Source organism: Pasteurella sp. XG20, assembly GCF_018968665.1.
Classification (GTDB): Bacteria; Pseudomonadota; Gammaproteobacteria; order Enterobacterales; family Pasteurellaceae; genus Pasteurella; species Pasteurella multocida.
In genome coordinates, this window is sequence record NZ_CP076656.1 from 159708 (window position 1) to 178599 (window position 18892).

At 40.9% G+C, this 18892-nt stretch carries 19 protein-coding genes; 3 read left to right on the plus strand and 16 right to left on the minus strand.

Annotated elements, in window-relative coordinates; all coding sequences use genetic code 11:
- Positions 1-34: 34 nt before the first annotated feature.
- Both rlmB and rnr read right to left on the minus strand, forming a co-directional pair.
- On the minus strand, positions 35-772 hold the full coding sequence (gene rlmB / locus KPF51_RS00725; RefSeq protein WP_005725044.1) for a 23S rRNA (guanosine(2251)-2'-O)-methyltransferase RlmB: 738 nt from the start codon (positions 770-772) through the stop codon (positions 35-37).
- Entirely contained in the window at positions 773-3175 is a 2403-nt protein-coding gene (gene rnr / locus KPF51_RS00730) for a ribonuclease R (RefSeq protein ID WP_061406254.1), read from the minus strand.
- Between the two features lie 271 nt (positions 3176-3446).
- Between rnr and KPF51_RS00735 the strand changes: the two genes are divergently transcribed.
- The 3 genes from KPF51_RS00735 to mreD all read left to right on the plus strand — a co-directional run bounded on the left by KPF51_RS00735 (position 3447) and on the right by mreD (position 6118).
- Positions 3447-4502 (plus strand): rod shape-determining protein, encoded by a 1056-nt coding sequence (locus tag KPF51_RS00735; protein ID WP_005719450.1) that lies wholly within the window; start codon positions 3447-3449, stop codon positions 4500-4502.
- 78 nt (positions 4503-4580) lie between these two features.
- Complete coding sequence (gene mreC / locus KPF51_RS00740; protein WP_005719451.1) at positions 4581-5630, plus strand: rod shape-determining protein MreC; 1050 nt, start codon at positions 4581-4583, stop codon at positions 5628-5630.
- Complete coding sequence (mreD, locus tag KPF51_RS00745) at positions 5630-6118, plus strand: rod shape-determining protein MreD (RefSeq protein ID WP_005725048.1); 489 nt, start codon at positions 5630-5632, stop codon at positions 6116-6118. The genes mreC and mreD overlap by 1 nt, the downstream gene beginning before the upstream one ends.
- 19 nt (positions 6119-6137) lie before the next feature.
- Here the strand turns inward: mreD and KPF51_RS00750 are convergent, their stop codons facing one another.
- From KPF51_RS00750 to KPF51_RS00815, 14 genes are all read right to left on the minus strand, one after another.
- Positions 6138-6587, minus strand: coding sequence for a pyridoxamine 5'-phosphate oxidase family protein (locus tag KPF51_RS00750; RefSeq protein WP_005719455.1), 450 nt, complete (start codon positions 6585-6587; stop codon positions 6138-6140).
- A 323-nt stretch (positions 6588-6910) separates the two neighbouring features.
- A complete protein-coding gene (leuD, locus tag KPF51_RS00755; RefSeq protein ID WP_061406253.1) occupies positions 6911-7516 on the minus strand; it encodes a 3-isopropylmalate dehydratase small subunit in 606 nt (201 codons plus the stop codon).
- Positions 7517-7768: 252 nt separating this feature from the next.
- Positions 7769-9175 carry a 3-isopropylmalate dehydratase large subunit gene (gene leuC / locus KPF51_RS00760; RefSeq protein WP_211599549.1) on the minus strand — a complete coding sequence of 469 codons (1407 nt, stop codon included), beginning with the start codon at positions 9173-9175 and terminating at the stop codon, positions 7769-7771.
- Between the two features lie 340 nt (positions 9176-9515).
- On the minus strand, positions 9516-10595 hold the full coding sequence (gene leuB, locus KPF51_RS00765) for a 3-isopropylmalate dehydrogenase (protein ID WP_061406251.1): 1080 nt from the start codon (positions 10593-10595) through the stop codon (positions 9516-9518).
- Between the two features lie 109 nt (positions 10596-10704).
- Complete coding sequence (gene leuA / locus KPF51_RS00770; protein ID WP_061406250.1) at positions 10705-12261, minus strand: 2-isopropylmalate synthase; 1557 nt, start codon at positions 12259-12261, stop codon at positions 10705-10707.
- A gap of 513 nt (positions 12262-12774) precedes the next feature.
- A complete protein-coding gene (locus KPF51_RS00775) occupies positions 12775-13539 on the minus strand; it encodes a DNA-binding transcriptional repressor (protein WP_005725056.1) in 765 nt (254 codons plus the stop codon).
- A gap of 44 nt (positions 13540-13583) precedes the next feature.
- Positions 13584-14060: an HAD-IA family hydrolase gene (locus tag KPF51_RS00780; RefSeq protein ID WP_315591403.1), complete on the minus strand. Its 477-nt coding sequence runs from the start codon at positions 14058-14060 to the stop codon at positions 13584-13586.
- The gene (locus KPF51_RS00785; protein WP_061406249.1) at positions 14061-14231 is read right to left on the minus strand and encodes a hypothetical protein; all 171 of its coding nucleotides are present in this window, start codon (positions 14229-14231) and stop codon (positions 14061-14063) included. It lies immediately after the preceding gene.
- A 78-nt stretch (positions 14232-14309) separates the two neighbouring features.
- Positions 14310-14678: a transcriptional regulator GutM gene (gutM, locus tag KPF51_RS00790; RefSeq protein ID WP_059245735.1), complete on the minus strand. Its 369-nt coding sequence runs from the start codon at positions 14676-14678 to the stop codon at positions 14310-14312.
- 111 nt (positions 14679-14789) lie between these two features.
- Complete coding sequence (gene srlD / locus KPF51_RS00795) at positions 14790-15569, minus strand: sorbitol-6-phosphate dehydrogenase (protein ID WP_005719474.1); 780 nt, start codon at positions 15567-15569, stop codon at positions 14790-14792.
- Between the two features lie 30 nt (positions 15570-15599).
- A complete protein-coding gene (srlB, locus tag KPF51_RS00800; protein ID WP_010907430.1) occupies positions 15600-15971 on the minus strand; it encodes a PTS glucitol/sorbitol transporter subunit IIA in 372 nt (123 codons plus the stop codon).
- 78 nt (positions 15972-16049) lie between these two features.
- Complete coding sequence (locus tag KPF51_RS00805; protein WP_211599548.1) at positions 16050-17039, minus strand: PTS glucitol/sorbitol transporter subunit IIB; 990 nt, start codon at positions 17037-17039, stop codon at positions 16050-16052.
- Between the two features lie 30 nt (positions 17040-17069).
- Positions 17070-17624: a PTS glucitol/sorbitol transporter subunit IIC gene (locus KPF51_RS00810; protein WP_005725059.1), complete on the minus strand. Its 555-nt coding sequence runs from the start codon at positions 17622-17624 to the stop codon at positions 17070-17072.
- A gap of 325 nt (positions 17625-17949) precedes the next feature.
- Complete coding sequence (locus KPF51_RS00815) at positions 17950-18777, minus strand: neutral zinc metallopeptidase (RefSeq protein WP_005719481.1); 828 nt, start codon at positions 18775-18777, stop codon at positions 17950-17952.
- Positions 18778-18892: the final 115 nt, after the last annotated feature.

Consider the following 18892-nt stretch of genomic DNA (forward strand, 5'->3'; position numbering starts at 1 on the left):
ATGGCAATAAAGTGCGCTCAGTTTTACTCTCAGTTTAGGCTAAACGCTGTCTGACAATTTCAAATAAGCAAACCCCTGTCGCCACAGAAACATTCAGCGAAGAGACTGAACCCGCCATTGGAATACTAATCAGTTGATCACAATGCTCACGCGTTAAACGACGCATCCCTTCACCTTCCGCTCCCATTACAAGGGCTAAGCCCCCTGTTAATTGCGTTTGATAGAGCGTATTTGTGGCTTCACCTGCAGTACCAACCACCCAAATGTTGTGTTTCTGCTGTAATTCACGCAAAGTGCGCGCGAGGTTGGTTACACGGATTAATGGCACGACTTCAGCGGCACCACAAGCTACTTTACGTGCGATAGCGGTTAATTGGGCAGATTTATCTTTTGGTACTATCACTGCACACACGCCCGCTGCATCCGCAGTACGCAAACAAGCACCTAAGTTATGTGGATCAGTCACACCATCTAACACTAATAGCAACGGATTGGACTGATTTTGTAAAAGCGTATCTAAATCTGCTTCATTCAATTCTTTCGCTGGCTGAACACGTGCCATGATACCTTGGTGTACTTCGCCCTCTGCTTTTTTATCAAGGGTTTGACGATTAACAAATTGGATAGTAATACCCAACCGATGAAGTTCATTGAGCAAAGGTTGTAAACGTTTATCGTCGCGCCCTTTGAGAGCATAAACTTCAATTAAACGCTCTGGCGCGTTGTTTAAAAAGGCACTTACTGCATGAATGCCATAAATATTTTCACTCATCTACTTTCTCTTTTTAGCTGATTTCTTACTGGCTTTTTTCGTGGTTGTTGATGGTTTAACAACGCTTGTTTTTCTTACCGCACTTTTACTGGTGCTTGGTTTACGTTTATGGCGTTGTTTTTCGAGACTTTCGGCGTAGCGTGCATTTTTCTTGAGCTTGTCTTTGGCTGTTTTGCCTTCTCGTAATGGTTTACGCTCACTCGACACTAAAGAAAAATCCACTTGGCGTTGTTCAAGGCTAACGGCTTCCACACGGATTTTTACCTTATCGCCAATGCGGTAGATCATACCACTATTTTCACCGATTAAACGTTGTCGAGCGAGATCAAATTGGTAGTAGTCGTTATCTAAGGTAGAAATGTGGACTAAGCCATCAATAAAGAGGTCATCTAAGCGGACAAATAAGCCAAAACCTGTCACAGATGAAATCACACCTGTAAATTCTTCGCCTACATGATCTTGCATATATTCGCATTTTAGCCAGTCTGCAACATCACGAGTGGCATCATCGGCCCGTCGTTCTGTCATGGAGCAGTGGTCGCCTAATACATCCATGTCATCAAGTGTATAGTGATACCCTCCCGTATCAGTGGTTCTCCGTTTCGAGCCTTTTAGTTTGGCTAACAAGTATTTAATCCCACGATGCAAAGTCAAATCAGGATAACGGCGAATTGGCGAGGTAAAATGCGCATATTCTTCGAGTGCAAGCCCAAAGTGCCCAATATTGTCAGGATGATAAACGGCTTGACTTAACGAACGTAATAACATGGTTTGCAATAACTCATGATCTGGACGTTCGCGAATTTGCTCCAATAATTTAGCGTAGTCTGCGGTACTTGGTTTACTGCCATCTTCAAGGCTTAAACCACATTCACTGAGGAACTGGCGGAAGCCTGTCACTTTTTCTTCGCTTGGACCCGCATGAATACGGAAAAGGGCTGGCTCTTGATGTTTTTCCATAAAGTTTGCCGCCGCAATATTGGCGAGGATCATACATTCTTCAATGATTTTATGCGCATCATTACGAATAACAGGCTCAATCCGTTCGATTCGCCCCATTTCATTAAACACAAACTTACTTTCAATGGTTTCAAAGTCAATGGCGCCACGTTGATGACGGGCTTCCACTAAGGCTTGGTACATTACATGGAGTTCTTTTAAATGGGGAACCAGTGTTTGATAACGAGTACAAAGTTCTTCATCGTCCTCTAAAATACGAGCAACTTTGGTATAGGTTAAGCGAGCATGAGAGTTCATGACCGCTTCATAAAATTCATAACCTGTGATTTTACCTTTTGCTGAAACATTCAGCTCACAGACCATACATAAGCGATCGACTTGTGGGTTTAATGAACAAAGTCCATTGGAGAGGATTTCCGGTAGCATAGGAACAACGCGATTTGGGAAATATACCGAGTTTCCACGCGCATGTGCTTCGGTATCAAGGGCAGTACGTAAACGAACATAGTAGCTGACATCGGCAATGGCGACCCACAGTTTCCAACCGCCTCCACGTTTTTTCTGGCAAAAAACCGCGTCGTCAAAATCGCGAGCATCTTCACCATCAATGGTAACTAACGGAAGATGACGTAAATCAATACGTCCTGATTTGGCTTCTTCAGGTACTTCTTCACTCAGTTTAGAAACTTGTTTGAGGACCGCGTCTGGAAAAACATGGGGAATATCATGATTACGGATAGCAATTTCCACCTCCATCCCTTTTGCCATATTTTCACCGAGAATTTCGCTAATCATTCCAACAGGTTGGCTAAATGTTGCGGTACGTGGTTTTAATTCAACTACAACCACTTGTCCCATACGAGCGCCTTGGCGGTGTTCATTCGGAATTAAAATGTCGCGATTAATTCGACTATCGTCAGGTACTACATAACCAATACCATCTTCTAAGAAAAAACGACCAACAATTTGTTTTTTACGCTGTTGTAAGACGCGGACAATCCGCACTTCTTGGCGACCACGGCGGTCAAAACCGCTAGGTTGGGCGAGGACATAGTCACCGTGCATTACTCGCTGCATTTGGCTGTTGGGTATAAACCAATCGCTGTCTTTACCTTCGACTTGTAAAAAACCATAACCATCACGATGACCTAATACGGTCCCTTTTAATAAATCCAGTTTTTCCGGTAAAGCGTAGCGTTTACGTTTAGTGAAAACCAATTGTCCGTCATTTTCCATCGCTCTTAAGCGACGGCGCATGGCTTCTTGTTGTTCTTCATTTTGAATAGCAAATGTGGTCAGTAATTCTTCTTTTGAGATAGGTGCATTATGTTGACGAATTGTATCAAGAATAAATTCGCGACTTGGGATCGGGTTCTCATATTTTGCGAGTTCCTCTTGATAGTTCGGATCTTGCAAATGTGGATTGTTTTTGATTTTTGCCATAATGACTCCCTTTGAGAATGGAAATACGCATTCGTTTGATGACCTCAAGTTTGACACTCTGATTTGTTGAAAGCAAGTAAAAAACCTGTTCGTGACTGAAACAATCTGTACTAGCGGGATTTGTCGTGCATGAAAGCGTAAAGACAACGCAAATTTCGACAATTTACAGAAAATTCTCTGTTATAAAGGTACATTTTTTGATACATTTAGCACAATTTTTCAATACTCAAATCAGAGTGTCCATTATTTAATTTAGTTCAGCGGAATTCTTATGTTATTTAAAAAAATTCGAGGCTTATTTTCAAATGATCTGTCCATCGATCTTGGCACAGCGAATACCTTAATTTATGTCAAAGGACAAGGGATTGTTTTAGATGAACCCTCTGTTGTGGCGATTCGCCAAGAACGTTCAGGTGCATTAAAAAGCATTGCTGCGGTTGGTCGCGATGCCAAATTAATGTTAGGCCGTACACCGAAAAGTATTGCAGCGATTCGTCCTATGAAAGATGGGGTGATCGCAGATTTCTTTGTGACAGAAAAAATGTTGCAATATTTTATTAAACAAGTGCACAGCAGCAATTTTATGCGTCCAAGTCCACGTGTCTTAGTCTGTGTACCTGCGGGAGCTACACAAGTCGAACGACGTGCAATCAAAGAATCTGCCATTGGTGCCGGTGCACGCGAGGTGTACTTGATTGAGGAACCGATGGCGGCAGCGATTGGTGCTAAATTACCTGTTTCGACTGCCACAGGTTCGATGGTGATTGATATCGGTGGTGGTACGACGGAAGTTGCGGTGATTTCTTTAAATGGCATTGTGTATTCCTCTTCAGTCCGCATTGGTGGTGATCGTTTTGATGAGGCGATTATTTCTTATGTACGCAAGACGTTCGGTTCAATTATTGGGGAACCGACAGCAGAGCGTATCAAACAAGAGATTGGTAGTGCGTTTATTCAAGAAGGCGATGAAGTCCGTGAAATTGAAGTTCATGGTCATAACTTAGCAGAAGGTGCGCCGCGTTCTTTCAAACTCACCTCACGTGATGTGTTAGAAGCTATTCAAGCCCCGTTAAATGGCATTGTTGCGGCAGTGCGCACGGCCTTGGAAGAGTGTCAACCAGAACATGCTGCGGATATTTTTGAACGTGGCATGGTCTTAACTGGTGGCGGTGCCCTTATTCGTAATATTGATGTTTTACTGTCAAAAGAAACCGGTGTACCGGTTATCATCGCCGATGATCCTTTAACCTGTGTTGCCCGTGGTGGTGGCGAGGCATTAGAGATGATCGATATGCACGGTGGTGATATTTTTAGTGACGATATCTAATATGATTTAAAAGTGCGGTGATATTAGACCGCACTTTTACTTCTCTTTTATTGCTGACAAGGCTAGCCTAATTCGTATATGAAACCTATTTTTGGAAAAGCACCTCCTTTAGGTCTTCGCTTAATTCTGGCGATTTTAGCATCCATTGCATTGATTGTTTCGGACGGTCAATCCAATGCGATGATTAAAGCACGCAGTATTATGGAAACCGCAGTAGGCGGGCTGTATTATCTTGCCAATACACCGAGAACGGTATTGGATGGGGTTTCAGATAATTTGGTTGATACCAATAAATTGCAAATTGAAAACCGAGTTTTGCGTGATCAACTGCGTGAAAAAAATGCAGATTTATTGTTGTTAGATCAACTCAAAGTAGAAAATCAACGCCTGCGCTTATTGCTTAATTCCCCTCTACGTACAGATGAGTACAAAAAAATTGCTGAAGTCTTAACGGCAGAAACTGATGTGTATCGTAAGCAAGTCGTGATTAACCAAGGACAACGTGACGGTGCTTATGTCGGGCAGCCGATTATTGATGAAAAGGGTATTGTTGGGCAACTTATCTCCGTTGGTGAAAATACGAGTCGCGTTCTTCTATTGACAGATGTGACCCATTCTATTCCAGTACAAGTACTACGTAATGATGTCCGTTTGATTGCGAGTGGGACAGGACGGAATGATGAACTGAGTTTAGATCATGTGCCGCGTTCGGTCGATATTGTCAAAGGGGATTTATTAGTCACTTCTGGATTAGGTGGGCGTTTTTTAGAAGGTTATCCTGTTGCCATTGTGGAATCCGTATCACGTGATGGGCAAAATTATTTTGCTACTGTAACAGCAAAGCCATTAGCTTCGATTGAACGTTTACGCTATGTTTTGCTTTTATGGCCGACGAATGAAGAGATGCGCAAAGTCCAGTCTATTTCACCTGCAGATATTCGACGTACTGTGCAACAACGTTTGGAAAATCAAGGAGTAGAAGCAGGTAAGGTAACAAAAACGTTGGTTAAAGAAGAAAACGACAACAATCCTGTGGAAGCAGACGAGCCGAGTCCAGTATTGGAAAATCCTGCTGAAAATCATCCATTACCGACGGTAACAGAATCACCGTCGAGAGAGGAACCGTAATGCAAAAGCGTTTTATCCTACAATGGCTAATTTTGATTTGTACTTTTATTGTGGCGTTAGTGATGGAAATTGCCCCTTGGCCAACGGACTTCCAAAATTTTAAGCCGGCGTGGTTAGTACTGGTTTTGCTCTATTGGACACTTGCGCTGCCAAATAAAGTGAGTATAGGATCGGCGTTTGTGCTTGGGGTGATTTGGGACTTAGTGCTTGGTTCTATTTTAGGGGTACATGCGTTAGTCTTATCGCTTTTTACCTATTTAGTCGCACTTAATCATTTAGTCCTACGTAATCTATCGCTCTGGATGCAAAGCTTGTTGGTCATTATCTTTGTTTTCTCGATTCGCTTTAGTATTTTTCTCATTGAATTACTTTTGCATAGCGCATCATTTAATTGGCAAGAAAGTTATGGCGCATTGGCGAGCGGGCTGTTATGGCCGTGGGTCTTTTTACTTTTACGCAAAATTCGTCGCCAATTACAGCTACATTAACCTATTTGTATTGCACGTTTTAGGCATAGTGGTCTGTTTCTTCCGCTACTTGCCCTTTACGCCATTCTATCGTACTAAATAAGCCGAGTGAATTATCCACTAAACGAACATACTCCAGTTCAACTTGCCAAACCGTGAGTTGATCAATTAAGTGATGTGAATATTCAGTTTTATATAAAGCACGGGCTTGTTCTGCTTGTGTTGAAAATAATTGACTCGAGCGACCTGTAAATTGTACACCTTGTAGAGATGGGACAAATTTTGTGGGAACAAAAATGGTACCTGCAACACGCGAGTTATTGCGAAGCACTTTCGCATGATGAGTTTGATCACCTGTAATATAAATTAATCTATTTTCTTTTTCGTCGAAAACATAATAAAAGGCATTTGCCCAAGGGAGATTATTTTCTGTACAGGCAAGAGTAAATAAGTATTGTTTCTTAATAAAATCGACTACTCGCTTATGCATATATTTTTCTCATTATTATTTTTTACGAAAAATGTTAAAAACCATTTTTATTTTGACACAATTTTGTACAGAGAGTAAATAGCTTATTCATAATAAATACAACAACATATCCATTGTATAAATGGTACTATTCTGTTCGTTTTTTGGTCTATTTTGCTTTTTATTGAGAAGAGGACATGTTTTTTACGTGAAAAAACATCTTCCTGGTTATTGAAAATAGCAAAACCTTTAGGTATTTATTTTGTACATAAAATAACAAGGAAAAATAATATGAATGGGTGGGAAAAAGCTCAAGAGATGATTGTTTCATCTCTTGAACATATTTAGCGTAAGAAAGCAGGGATGTTGCTTTCGTATTCTGCGATTTTTGCTTCGTGTTGCAAGGTTAGTCCGATATTGTCTAACCCATTTAACAAACAATGGCGACAAAAAGGGTCGATTTCAAAGGAATAGACTTTGTTATTCGCGCTGACCCTTTGTGTTTCTAGATCCACCGTAATGGTTGCACCTTCATTAGCATTGACAAACTGGAACAATTCTTCCACTTCTTCATCGCTAAGGCGAATTGGTAACATCTGATTATTTAAGCTATTGCCATAAAAAATATCAGCAAAACTGGGCGCAATAATCACACGAATACCATAATCATCGAGCGCCCAAGGTGCGTGTTCGCGAGAGGAACCACAACCAAAATTCTCACGGGCTAATAAAATACTGGCACCTTGATAACGTGGGTAGTTTAACACGAAGTCTGGGTTGGGTTGTTTTCCTTCATCATCTAAAAAGCGCCATTCATGGAATAAGTGTTGACCAAAACCAATACGAGTGACTTTTTGTAAGAACTGTTTTGGGATAATAGCATCGGTATCCACGTTTGAGGCATCAAGGGGGACGGCGATACCCGTGTGTTGTTTAAATTCTTTAGGCATGTGATTTCTCTCTTACATGTTGATTCTGTTATGCTGTACCGTACTTGCGATTTTGCTTTTCTTCGTTTAAAGATAATTTTCTTAACGGAAAGTTAGCTGTCTTCGCGTTGCTACGCTGCGTAACTTTCCTAAAAATTTTCTTACACTCAGGCAAAATCGAAGGGGCGCTTTGTCTGAGCGTTATCAATAAAGTGCGGTTAGTTTTAAAACAGTTTTTCTGTTTTCCCCTCTAGGTTTAAGAGGGGAATGTGGTTAATGTAATTCCAAGTTACGGATGTCGACAAATTTGCCGTAAACGGCAGCGGCGGCGGCCATCGCAGGACTGACTAAATGGGTGCGTCCACCACGACCTTGACGCCCCTCAAAGTTACGGTTACTAGTGGAGGCGCAACGTTCACCTGGGGCTAAGTGGTCGTTATTCATGGCTAGACACATAGAACAACCCGGTAAACGCCATTCAAAACCGGCTTCAATAAAGATTTTATCTAAGCCTTCTTTCTCGGCTTGTTCTCGCACTAAACCTGAACCCGGTACGACCAAGGCTTGTACGCCATCTGCCACTTTGCGTCCTTTGGCGATCGCTGCTGCTGCACGCAAATCTTCAATACGAGAGTTTGTGCAAGAACCAATAAAGACTTTATCAATGGCGACATCGGTCAATTTAATGCTGTGCGGTAAATCCATGTAGGCTAAGGCTTTTTCAGCAGATTGACGCTCAATCGGATCTGACATTTCCGCTGGATTTGGGATCGACTGATTAATACCAATCACTTGTCCTGGGTTGGTACCCCAAGTCACTTGTGGTTCGATTTCACTGGCTTCTAGCGTGACAACGGTATCAAATTCAGCCCCTTCATCGCTATGCAATGTTTGCCAATAGGCGACAGCCTCGTCCCAATCTTTGCCTTTCGGCGCGTAAGGTTTGTCTTTTAAGTAAGCAAACGTTGTTTCATCGGGCGCAATAATACCGGATTTCGCACCTAACTCGATAGCCATATTGCAGACGGTCATGCGTCCTTCCATGGAAAGATCGCGGATCGCTTCACCACAGAATTCCACAACGTGTCCTGTGCCACCGCCCATGGTTGTTTTACCGATGATGGCTAACACGATATCTTTCGCGCTAATCCCGTCACGTACTTTGCCACGCACTTCAATTTTCATTTTTTTTGCACGTGCTTGTTTAATGGTTTGAGTAGCAAGCACATGCTCAACTTCGGAGGTGCCGATCCCAAAGGCTAATGCCCCAAAGGCGCCATGGGTAGCGGTATGTGAGTCGCCACAGACAATGGTCATACCCGGTAAAGTTAAACCTTGTTCTGGTCCCATGACATGCACAATACCTTGATTGATGTGGTTAATATCGTAGAGTGTGATGCCAAATTGTTCAGTATTTTTGGCTAACTCTACCATTTGCACTCGTCCCATTTCGCCTGAGCCTGCTAGATCACGACTATTAGTTGGGACATTGTGATCCATGGTAGCAACGGTTTTACTCGGTTGACGAACGGAACGTCCCATGGCGCGCAAACCATCAAAGGCTTGTGGGGAGGTCACTTCATGCACTAAATGGCGGTTGATGTAAATCAATGGCGTTTCGCCATTGGCTTCGTGGACGACATGTGCGTCGAAGAGTTTTTCGTATAGGGTTTTGGACATTGTGTTATTCCTAATGATGTTTGAGCTTTAATTATTTTATTCTTCGTTACTTTTCTTTGTGTCACCAAAGAAAAGTAACCAAAAGAAAGGTGCCCCTGTGATTTTGCTTTTCTTCGCTTAAAGGCAATTTTCTTAACGGAAAGTTAGCCGTCTTCGCGTTGCTACGCTGGCGTAACTTTCCTAAAAATTTCCTTACGCTCAGGCAAAATCGAAGGGAAGTTGTCTGAGTATTAACGAAAAGTGCGGTGACAAAAACTTTAGTTTTTGAACGTTGGCTTTGCCAACGGTGGCGAAGCCATAGTAATCGTTAAGAACGATTACGTATAATTTTTTTAAAGTTTTATTCTACCGCTTGGGCGATGAGGTCGCCCATTTGTTTGGTTGAAAGTGGTTGGCTTTCATCGGCTAAATCAGCAGTGCGGTGTCCTTCTGCGAGGACGTTTTTCACAGCGTTTTCAATGGCTGTCGCGGCTTCATTTAAGTTGAAACTGTGGCGTAGCATCATGGCAGCCGATAAAATTTGTGCAATCGGGTTAGCGATGCCTTTGCCTGCGATATCAGGCGCGGAGCCACCAGCAGGTTCGTATAAACCAAAGCCTTTTTCGTTCAAGCTGGCAGAAGGCAACATCCCCATTGAGCCAGTGATCATCGCACATTCATCGGAAATAATATCGCCGAAAATATTCGAACAGAGTAACACATCGAAAAATTCAGGTTGCTTGATTAATTGCATAGTAGCGTTATCAATGTAGATATGATCTAATGTTACCTCAGGGTAATCTTTCGCCACGTCACATACCACTTCACGCCATAAGACAGAACTGATCAACACATTGGCTTTATCTACGGACGTCACGTGTTTGCTACGTTTCATTGCAGTGTCAAAAGCAACGCGAGCAATACGTTCAATTTCATAACGATGATACACTTCCGTATCAAAGGCTTTTTCATTGGCACCTTCGCCTTCACGTCCTTTCGGTTGACCAAAATAAATGCCACCGGTTAATTCACGCACAGTGACCATATCAAAGCCTTTGGCAGAAATATCGGCACGCAATGGACAGAATTTTTCTAACCCTTTGTAAAGGGTGGCTGGACGTAAGTTACAGAATAAGGCAAAGTGTTTGCGTAGTGGCAATAAGGCGCCTCGTTCGGGTTGTTGTGCTGGTGGCAAATGTTCCCATTTTGGTCCGCCTACTGAGCCAAATAAAATCGCATCGCTTTCTTCACAGCCTTTTAAGGTCGCTTCAGGTAGTGGTGTACCGTGGTTGTCGATGGCAATGCCACCCACATCAAAAGTACGATAGTTTAACTTGAATGCGTATTTTTGTTGTACCACGTCTAAGACTTTAATGGCTTCTGCCATGATTTCTGGTCCGATACCGTCGCCACTTAATACCGCGATGTTGAATGTTTGCATTTGGTTTTTCCTTTTGATCTTTTAATGAAGTTTGTCTTGGATGAATTTCTTCTTATCACATGTTGGCATCATGTTTGTTTAAAGTGCGGTGTGTTTTGAATCCGTTTTTTTACACGCCAGCAATTTTATGTAATTTCAAATCTGCCACTTTTTGCGAACGGTAAATGGCATTAATCGCATGAATCAATGCTCTGGCAGAAGATTCCACAATGTCAGTCGCAAGTCCCACGCCGTGGAAACGTCTGCCTTCGTGTTCCACCACAATATCCACTTGCCCCAAAGCTTCGGCACCTTCACCTTTAGCCGTCAAGTTGTAGTTAAGCATTTTCATCTCTAAGCCGGTGATCGCTAAAATCGCATTGTAAACCGCATCAACAGGTCCATTACCACCGTTAGACACTTGGCTCATTTTTTTGCCGTCTAATTCCACTTGCACAAAGGCAGATGCGGGTAAGTGGCTGATACATTGTGAAGTGATCACGTCTAAGGTTAAGCGATCTTCATCGCCTTGTTGCATATCAATAAACGCAAGCGCTTCTAAATCATAGTCGAACACTTGCCCTTTTTTGTCCGCCAATTTCAAGAATGCTTCATAGAGTTTATCTAAATCGTAATCACTTTCTTGGTAGCCCATCTCGCTCATATGGTTTTTCACCGCGGCACGACCTGAACGCGCGGTTAAGTTCAATTTTTCTTTTTTCAAGCCAATGCTTTCAGGCGACATAATTTCATAAGTATTTTTATGTTTTACCATACCATCTTGGTGGATACCTGAAGAATGGGCAAAGGCATTGGATCCCACAATCGCTTTATTCGGTTGAATTGGCATATTACAAAGTTGGCTCACCATTTGGCTGACACGGTGAATTTCTTGTGTGTTAATGCGAGTATCTAAACCATTGAACATATCTTGGCGCGTTTTAATTGCCATCACTACTTCTTCTAATGCGGTATTACCGGCACGTTCACCGATCCCGTTAATGGTACATTCAATTTGTCGTGCGCCATTTTGAACCGCTGTTAATGAATTGGCAGTTGCCATTCCTAAATCATTGTGGCAATGCACAGAAATAACCGCTTTATCAATGTTTGGTACACGATTCATCACATTCGCAATAATATCGCCGTATTGATATGGCAAACAGTAGCCGACAGTATCGGGAATATTGACAGTCGTGGCACCGGCTTTAATTGCGGCTTCTACAATACGGCAGATATTATCCACACCAGTACGCCCTGCATCTTCACAAGAAAACTCCACATCATCGGTGTAGTTTCTCGCGCGTTTCACGGCATTGATCGCCATATCGACCACATCTTCAAAGGTACGACGTAATTTGGCTTCCACATGTAAAGCAGACGTGGCAATAAACGTGTGAATACGGAATGCCTCCGCTACTTTCAACGCTTCTGCTGCAGCATCAATATCTTTATCCACAGCGCGAGATAAAGCACAAACGCGGCTATTCTTAATATGGTGGGCAATGGTTTGCACCGATTCAAAATCTCCAGCAGACGAAATGGGGAACCCCACTTCCATGACATCCACGCCTAAACGTTCCAAGGCGAAGGCAATTTGTAATTTTTCTTTTACCGTTAAGCTGGCTTTTAATGCCTGTTCGCCATCACGTAATGTGGTGTCAAAAATAATGATATTGTCTGCCATATTGAGATCCTTATTGTTGTTCGTGTTGTGCTATTTCGAGTATTTAAGTACAGTCGTCTTTTTTCGTTTTCATAAAAAAAGACCCGCTTACATGTGCGGGTCTAATTTGTGGGATATTTTACTGTTTTTTATCCACAACCTAGCCGCACAATGACTGTGTGAGCAGAAGGTTGAGAGATAAAGAACACATGGTAAACATAAGTAAAAAAATCCTTGTTTTGAAACTGTAACGGTTTTCATATTACCGATTAATATAAGGCTGTCAAATAAAATTTTGGTGTTTAATTTGTTTTTGTGGAGGATTTTTAGAAAGGTATAAGTATAAAAAGCTATTTCTATTGTTCTTTTTGGTTTCTGACTCTGTGTTATTACGTGAAGGGGTATTTTTATCCTGTATTTTCTATCATGTATATGAAATACCACTTTTTATTGCATAAGTGAGATGTTTGAGCACGTCTTGAGTAAGACGCGTGTTATCACACATGCCAGTGATAAAGGTTTAGCTAAGCTAAACTAAACAATTAAAACCTCAATACCTTTTTCGATGAGTTTGTCTTTCATTTCTGTCGGTAACTTATCATCAGTAACAATAGTATGGATTTTTTCTAAACCACAGACGATATTTGGCGTTTTTCGTCCAAATTTACTTGAATCAGCAAGGACAATGATTTTTTTGGCGGCGTTACACATTAATGAACTGACGCGATAAACTTCATTAAACGTCGTTAATCCAACGTCAAGATCAAGACCATCAGTACCAATAAATAACGTATCAAAAGTTGAACCAATGAAAACAGATTCTGCAAAATAACCATGAAACGACGCTGATTTTTCACGGAATGATCCGCCAGACATTAATAAGTTATAGGATTTATTGAGTTGTAGAACAGCATTAAAGATCGTTAAGCTATTTGTCATGATAGACAAGTTATCAAATGTGGTTAAATTGGGGATAATTTGTAGGACAGTACTGCCGGCATCAAAGATAATAGAATCTCCTTCGTTGATGAGGGTGGCGGCTTTTTTTCCAATTCGTTGTTTTTGGCTGAGGTTGACATTGGTTTTAAAATCAATAGGAGGGTCTTGTTCAAGATCTTTTTGGGTAACGACGACACTACCATAGGTTCTTAAGACTTTATTTTGTTTTTCCAACGCAGTGAGATCTTTACGAATTGTTGCACCAGTGAGATGAAAATGACTCGCTAATTCATCGACTTTGGTTTTTCCATTTGTCATTAAATAATTAAAAATATGCTGCTGTCTTTCAAAAGGTTTCATGTTTTGTTCCTATATCTTAGCAAGCATATTTTTGTGCTATCTTGCTAATCGTCTTCCAGTTTTTTGATCACATCTAGTCGTGTGGGTAATCGTGCATCTGCAATAGCAAACTGAGCATTTTGGTAATGAGTATTCACAATAAATGTACGTAAATTTGCTGCTTTCGCAGCAATCAGACCGACAACACTGTCTTCAATGACAAGACATTCCTTGGATGAAATACCTAATTTTGGGATTGTTTTCAAGTATACCGCGGGATGTGGTTTACCGAATTGCTCATCATCTGCACTACATTGTAGTATAAAGTAACCCCATAATTTTAATTTATCAAATACTGCCTGAATTATTTTGGGGAAAGATGAGGTAGCGACTGCCATTTTGATATGTCTTGCTTTCAGGAAATGCAGTAATTCATATAATCCTAACATCGGCTTGCCTTCTTGCAAAATAGCGTGATACGCATGATTTAAAATCGTATCCGCTAATCTTTGTGTGGTAGTTGGTAAATTAAAATGTTGGATTCAAATACTCGTAATTTCGTCAATACGTTTACCACGTGTTAATTGTTCACAGGTTTGTATAGTAATGTGAATATCAACATTTGCTAAGGCATGAATTTGTGCTTTTGCCCAGTGTGGTTCAGAGTCAATCATGACACCGTCCATATCAAAAATCCCGCTACTTATTTTCATTTATTTCTCAGCCGTATTATAAATATTTTGTGATTAAAAGTGTATCAATTGAAAGAAAAAATTTTCATTGTTAAGTATTTAGTTTCTATATAACGATGAAATTGCAATTTTTAAAGCAAATTGCGATTTTTTATCTTTTGGAAAAATGCGTTCTGGTTGAATTTGGTCTACTTTTAAGCCAATGACTTGTTCACATGTTTGTGGGCGAGCAAATACAGAAAATCCTTTCATTTGTAAGCTATCAATAACGGTGTCATTATCGTCTATTGCGAGTACAATGATTGACTTTGGATTAAAACGTCCACTGTTTCTACCGGTTAAAATTTTGCCCTTTTGACTGATCGACATAAACGCGCGATTAAATGCGGAAACTTGTTGCCAGCCAAGGATAATCTGTATAAGCCACATAAAAGCGGCAAAGAAAATCAATATTGTTGTGGTATCCATGGTTCCTCCGAAAATTGAAATAACTTTTAGCCCAGTTTTGTATCTCATTCATCTCGTAAGAAGAATGTACATTTTCTCAACTAGGCTAAAAGTCACCGCACTTTTGTTCATTTAGAACATCACTTGTCCGCCAGTGATATTAATTGACTGACCAGTACAATAAGATGCTTCTTCACTGGCATAAAATTTCAAGACATTTAGGACATCTTGATAATCACATCCACGTTTAAGTGGCACTTTATCAATGTAAACTTGCTCTACTTCTTCTTCAGGAATACCTAATTTCTTCGCATATTGGGGAATTAAAGATTGGAACATAGGTGATTTGAGTAAGTTACCTAACATTAATGAATGTACTGTAATGCCGTAATCTGCAAGATCTAATGCAAGAGATTGAGTTAAACCTACACCACCAAATTTTGCGGCACTATAACCCGAATTATGTTTACTACCGACTTTACCAGATTTTGAGTTGATTTGAATAATACGACCTTTGATACCGTCTCTGATCATTAAACGAGAAAAATGCTTCGCGCAAAGGAAGTAACCCGTTAAATTGACTTTTACGGATAAATCAAAATCTTTCAAATCGAAATCATAAATTGGTGAAGCTTTGGCGGTGCCGGCGCTATAAACCAAGAGATCAATTTTTCCAAAAGCTTGATCTGTAGCATGCACAAGAGTTTCTACGCTCGTTTCATCTGCGGCATCAACTTGCAACCCAATTGCATGTCCTATCCCTTGTTGTGTATTGATACGAGTAGCCACTTGCTTCGCATTTTCGCCATTAAGATCAGCCACGACAACACGGTATCCTGCCTCAGCAAGCCCTTCGGATAAGAAGGCACCTAATGTTTGTCCTCCACCAATAACGACTGCAACTTTTGACATAATTTTTTCCTTCTTTAAAACTAAAATAAATTATTTTTCATCACGTTTGATCGTGAATAAACTATTGATTGCCACACTTTCAGGTGGAGGACCTTGTAGATGAATGCTCCCTGGAAATTCAGCAACGACTGCACCATCAAAGCGCCAAGTGACGTGTCCAAGTTCTTTGAAGTTTAGATTTGCGACATCCCCTATCGCAGTAATGTAATAAGGTTCTTCATTAAAATTCACCAGATCACCAAGCTGTAAATTTTCGTGCAATTCGCCATGGGTGTGAATATAACAGTAATCAGCTATTTCCTCCGGCACACCTTGTTTAAAGGTGATCAGCATGCCGTCATCTAAGGCTTCTGCTGCAAAATTACCAATTTGAATAAATCTGCTTTGATAAAGAGTTTTCATAACTACAATCCTTATCTGTATCAATATTGAAGTTAAATGGGGGTAATGGACGTCTAGGCAACGTCCATTACGTTAAGTTTAGTGATAGATAAAAGCAGAAACTAACCACGCGACTAATACTGTTGGTGCTCCAGTTAAGAAACGTCCAACTAATACAGCGGGTACGCCAACGCGTACAGTATCTTGCTTGGCTTCTGCCATAGATAAGCCTACAGGGATGAAGTCACAAGCTGCCTGAGCGTTGATAGCGAATAATGCGGGTAGTGCTAAGTGTGGTGGAATATTGCCTAAACCTATCTGTGTTCCGACTAAAACACCAATCACTTGGGCGATTACTGCACCAGGTCCTAAGAATGGCGAGAGGAGCGGGAAAGAACAGATCAAGGCAAGCGTGATGAGACCTATAGGGCTATTTGCTAAAGGCGTTAAGCCATGTGCAATTACATCACCTAAACCTGAAGCAATGATAATACCAATTAAGGCGGAAACGAATGCCATGAATGGCAGAATTGTTTTTAAGACAGTATCGATAGTATCTCGTCCAGCTTGGAAAAAAACAGCAACAATAGCGCCCATGCCAATACTAATTCTCGCGAGTAAGCCATCACTTTGTTCAGTAATTTTTTTATTAGCATCATATTCTTTATATTGTTGAGCTGGCGTAGGGGTTTCTGTCACGCTTTCTGTTACGCTCAGATCGGCATCAATTAACTGTATATGTTGTGGTTTAACCGCTGATACATAAATATCTTCCACAATATATGCAGCGAGTGGACCAGATTTCCCTGTCGCATGTACGTTAATTGTTGGAATACGGCGTTTGGGATAAAGACCGCAACGTAGTGTGCCACCACAATCAACAATCGCAATACCAATTTCTTCTGTTGCAGGTTCACCTTCTTTAAAACCATCTACGGCTTCCCAACCAGTCAGCTCAATTAATCTATCAACAATAGCAGGACGAGTACCGCCTGTCATATACAGGATCTTTTTTCCTTCAACTAATGGCAAAGTTAAAGGGCCTCCCCAACCACCGTTTCCTTTTTCAATATAAATTGCTTTATTCATACTCTGTTGCTCCTTATTTTCGCAAGGTAATTAATTCGCGATTCTGACTTCTCTATCTAGTTTGATGCCCATTCTTTTTTCGAAAAGCGCAGTCGTAAAGTCAGTAATCCAACCACGGAAAAAGTTAGTTACCATACCGACTAACAAGTAACTGATTGCTAATGGACCGAGTGGTAAACCTAAAGTGGTTAAGCCACTTGCGATGCCTAAGTAAACAAAGAGTTCACCTGGATTAATATGTGGGAATAGTCCATTCATTGAATGGCAGCTATATGAAGCAGCAGCGTAATAGCTCGGTTTGTAACGCTCAGGTAAAAAGCGACCCAAACTTAATGTCATGGGATTACAAAAAATAAACGTACCAATGACAGGTAGAATGAAATAGCGAGAGATTGGATTGCCGGCACTACGTTGGGCAAGACGTTCAATACGTTCTTGTCCAATAAAATTAATTAAAGCGTTCATGACAACTAAGAGAGAAATTAATAAAGGTAGGATACCTGTCATCATACTCACTAAAACTTCCCCTCCCTTTTGAAATAACCCAATAAACCACTCGGCACCATGTGTAATGTATTCGATCATACGACCTCCTATATGAAGAGTTGATATTGTGTTGCTGTAGAACGACAACGTGTTTGATCATAGATCATTTCTGTTTTGAAAAAAGTGAGTTAGATTACAATTTGAAAATAAATTTATCAAAATGAAATAAAAATATTTCATTTTAAGTTTTTTTATTTTTCATTTTATTTCTTGGTAAGAGAAATGAATATTCAATTTGAAATATAAAAAGGTCACAGGATATGGAACGCAAGGTAATGCAGAAAGAAGATAGTAAGGAAGGGAATAAGAACAAAAAAGTGCGATAAACATGTTTTCAATGAATAGCGCACTTTGCTAAAAAAGATCAGAATGTATTACATTGATTAGGGTCGCCACTGTTTAAGCCACGTTTGAACCAATGTAAGCGTTGTGCTGAGGTGCCATGGGTAAAGCTATCGGGAACGACATAGCCTTGACTGCGTTTTTGTAGGCGATCATCTCCTACCGCCTCAGCTGCATTGAAAGCTTTTTCAATATCACCAGTTTCAAATAAGCCCGTTTTTGACGCTTGATATGCCCAAACACCGGCAAAGCAATCTGCTTGGAGTTCTACTTTAACGGAAAGTTGATTGGCTTGGGTTCGGCTTGTTTGTCCTTGCAGTTGATGTACTTTCGGTAAGATACCAAGAAGGTTTTGGATATGATGTCCCACTTCATGTGCAATTACATAAGCAAATGCTGCTTCGCCGTCAGCACCAAGTTTCGTTTTCATGTCCTGATAAAAGGATAAATCCAGATACACTTTGCGATCATTTGGGCAATAAAACGGTCCCATAGCCGATTGCCCTGTACCACAAGCGGTGTGAGTCACACGGTTATAGAGCACCATCACAGGGGCTTGATAGCGTTGTTGCTGTCTAGCAAAATAATTGCCCCATACGGTTTCTGTATCCGCAAGCACTACTCTAGATAAACTGTTTAGCTCTTGTTCTTCTTCACTCGCCAATGGACTGGATTGTTGCATGCCAAAATCGGGAGTGCCGACTAAACTGGATAAATCCACACCGTAATAGGCACCAATGAGTAAAATAATGATGCCTAAGATGCCTGTTTTCTTACCGCCACCTAAACCACCGCTTGAGGCACGACGATCTTCTACATTTGTGCTTTCTCTACGACCACGCCAACGCATAATATGTTCTCACTTGTTGTCATCAAAAGCGTATTTTAGCCTAGATTGTTCAAAGTGCGGTCAAATTTATGCAAAAATTTTCAAGTTATGTAAAGATTTACCTTAGTCGTGGACT

Bases quoted from the DNA above. Each gene is read 5' to 3' on its own strand.
- rlmB (WP_005725044.1), bottom strand. From the start codon at position 772: ATGAGTGAAAATATTTATGGCATTCATGCAGTAAGTGCCTTTTTAAAC.
- rnr (WP_061406254.1), bottom strand. From the start codon at position 3,175: ATGGCAAAAATCAAAAACAATCCACATTTGCAAGATCCGAACTATCAA.
- KPF51_RS00735 (WP_005719450.1), top strand. From the start codon at position 3,447: ATGTTATTTAAAAAAATTCGAGGCTTATTTTCAAATGATCTGTCCATC.
- mreC (WP_005719451.1), top strand. From the start codon at position 4,581: ATGAAACCTATTTTTGGAAAAGCACCTCCTTTAGGTCTTCGCTTAATT.
- mreD (WP_005725048.1), top strand. From the start codon at position 5,630: ATGCAAAAGCGTTTTATCCTACAATGGCTAATTTTGATTTGTACTTTT.
- KPF51_RS00750 (WP_005719455.1), bottom strand. From the start codon at position 6,587: ATGCATAAGCGAGTAGTCGATTTTATTAAGAAACAATACTTATTTACT.
- leuD (WP_061406253.1), bottom strand. From the start codon at position 7,516: ATGCCTAAAGAATTTAAACAACACACGGGTATCGCCGTCCCCCTTGAT.
- leuC (WP_211599549.1), bottom strand. From the start codon at position 9,175: ATGTCCAAAACCCTATACGAAAAACTCTTCGACGCACATGTCGTCCAC.
- leuB (WP_061406251.1), bottom strand. From the start codon at position 10,595: ATGCAAACATTCAACATCGCGGTATTAAGTGGCGACGGTATCGGACCA.
- leuA (WP_061406250.1), bottom strand. From the start codon at position 12,261: ATGGCAGACAATATCATTATTTTTGACACCACATTACGTGATGGCGAA.
- KPF51_RS00775 (WP_005725056.1), bottom strand. From the start codon at position 13,539: ATGAAACCTTTTGAAAGACAGCAGCATATTTTTAATTATTTAATGACA.
- KPF51_RS00785 (WP_061406249.1), bottom strand. From the start codon at position 14,231: ATGAAAATAAGTAGCGGGATTTTTGATATGGACGGTGTCATGATTGAC.
- gutM (WP_059245735.1), bottom strand. From the start codon at position 14,678: ATGGATACCACAACAATATTGATTTTCTTTGCCGCTTTTATGTGGCTT.
- srlD (WP_005719474.1), bottom strand. From the start codon at position 15,569: ATGTCAAAAGTTGCAGTCGTTATTGGTGGAGGACAAACATTAGGTGCC.
- srlB (WP_010907430.1), bottom strand. From the start codon at position 15,971: ATGAAAACTCTTTATCAAAGCAGATTTATTCAAATTGGTAATTTTGCA.
- KPF51_RS00805 (WP_211599548.1), bottom strand. From the start codon at position 17,039: ATGAATAAAGCAATTTATATTGAAAAAGGAAACGGTGGTTGGGGAGGC.
- KPF51_RS00810 (WP_005725059.1), bottom strand. From the start codon at position 17,624: ATGATCGAATACATTACACATGGTGCCGAGTGGTTTATTGGGTTATTT.
- KPF51_RS00815 (WP_005719481.1), bottom strand. From the start codon at position 18,777: ATGCGTTGGCGTGGTCGTAGAGAAAGCACAAATGTAGAAGATCGTCGT.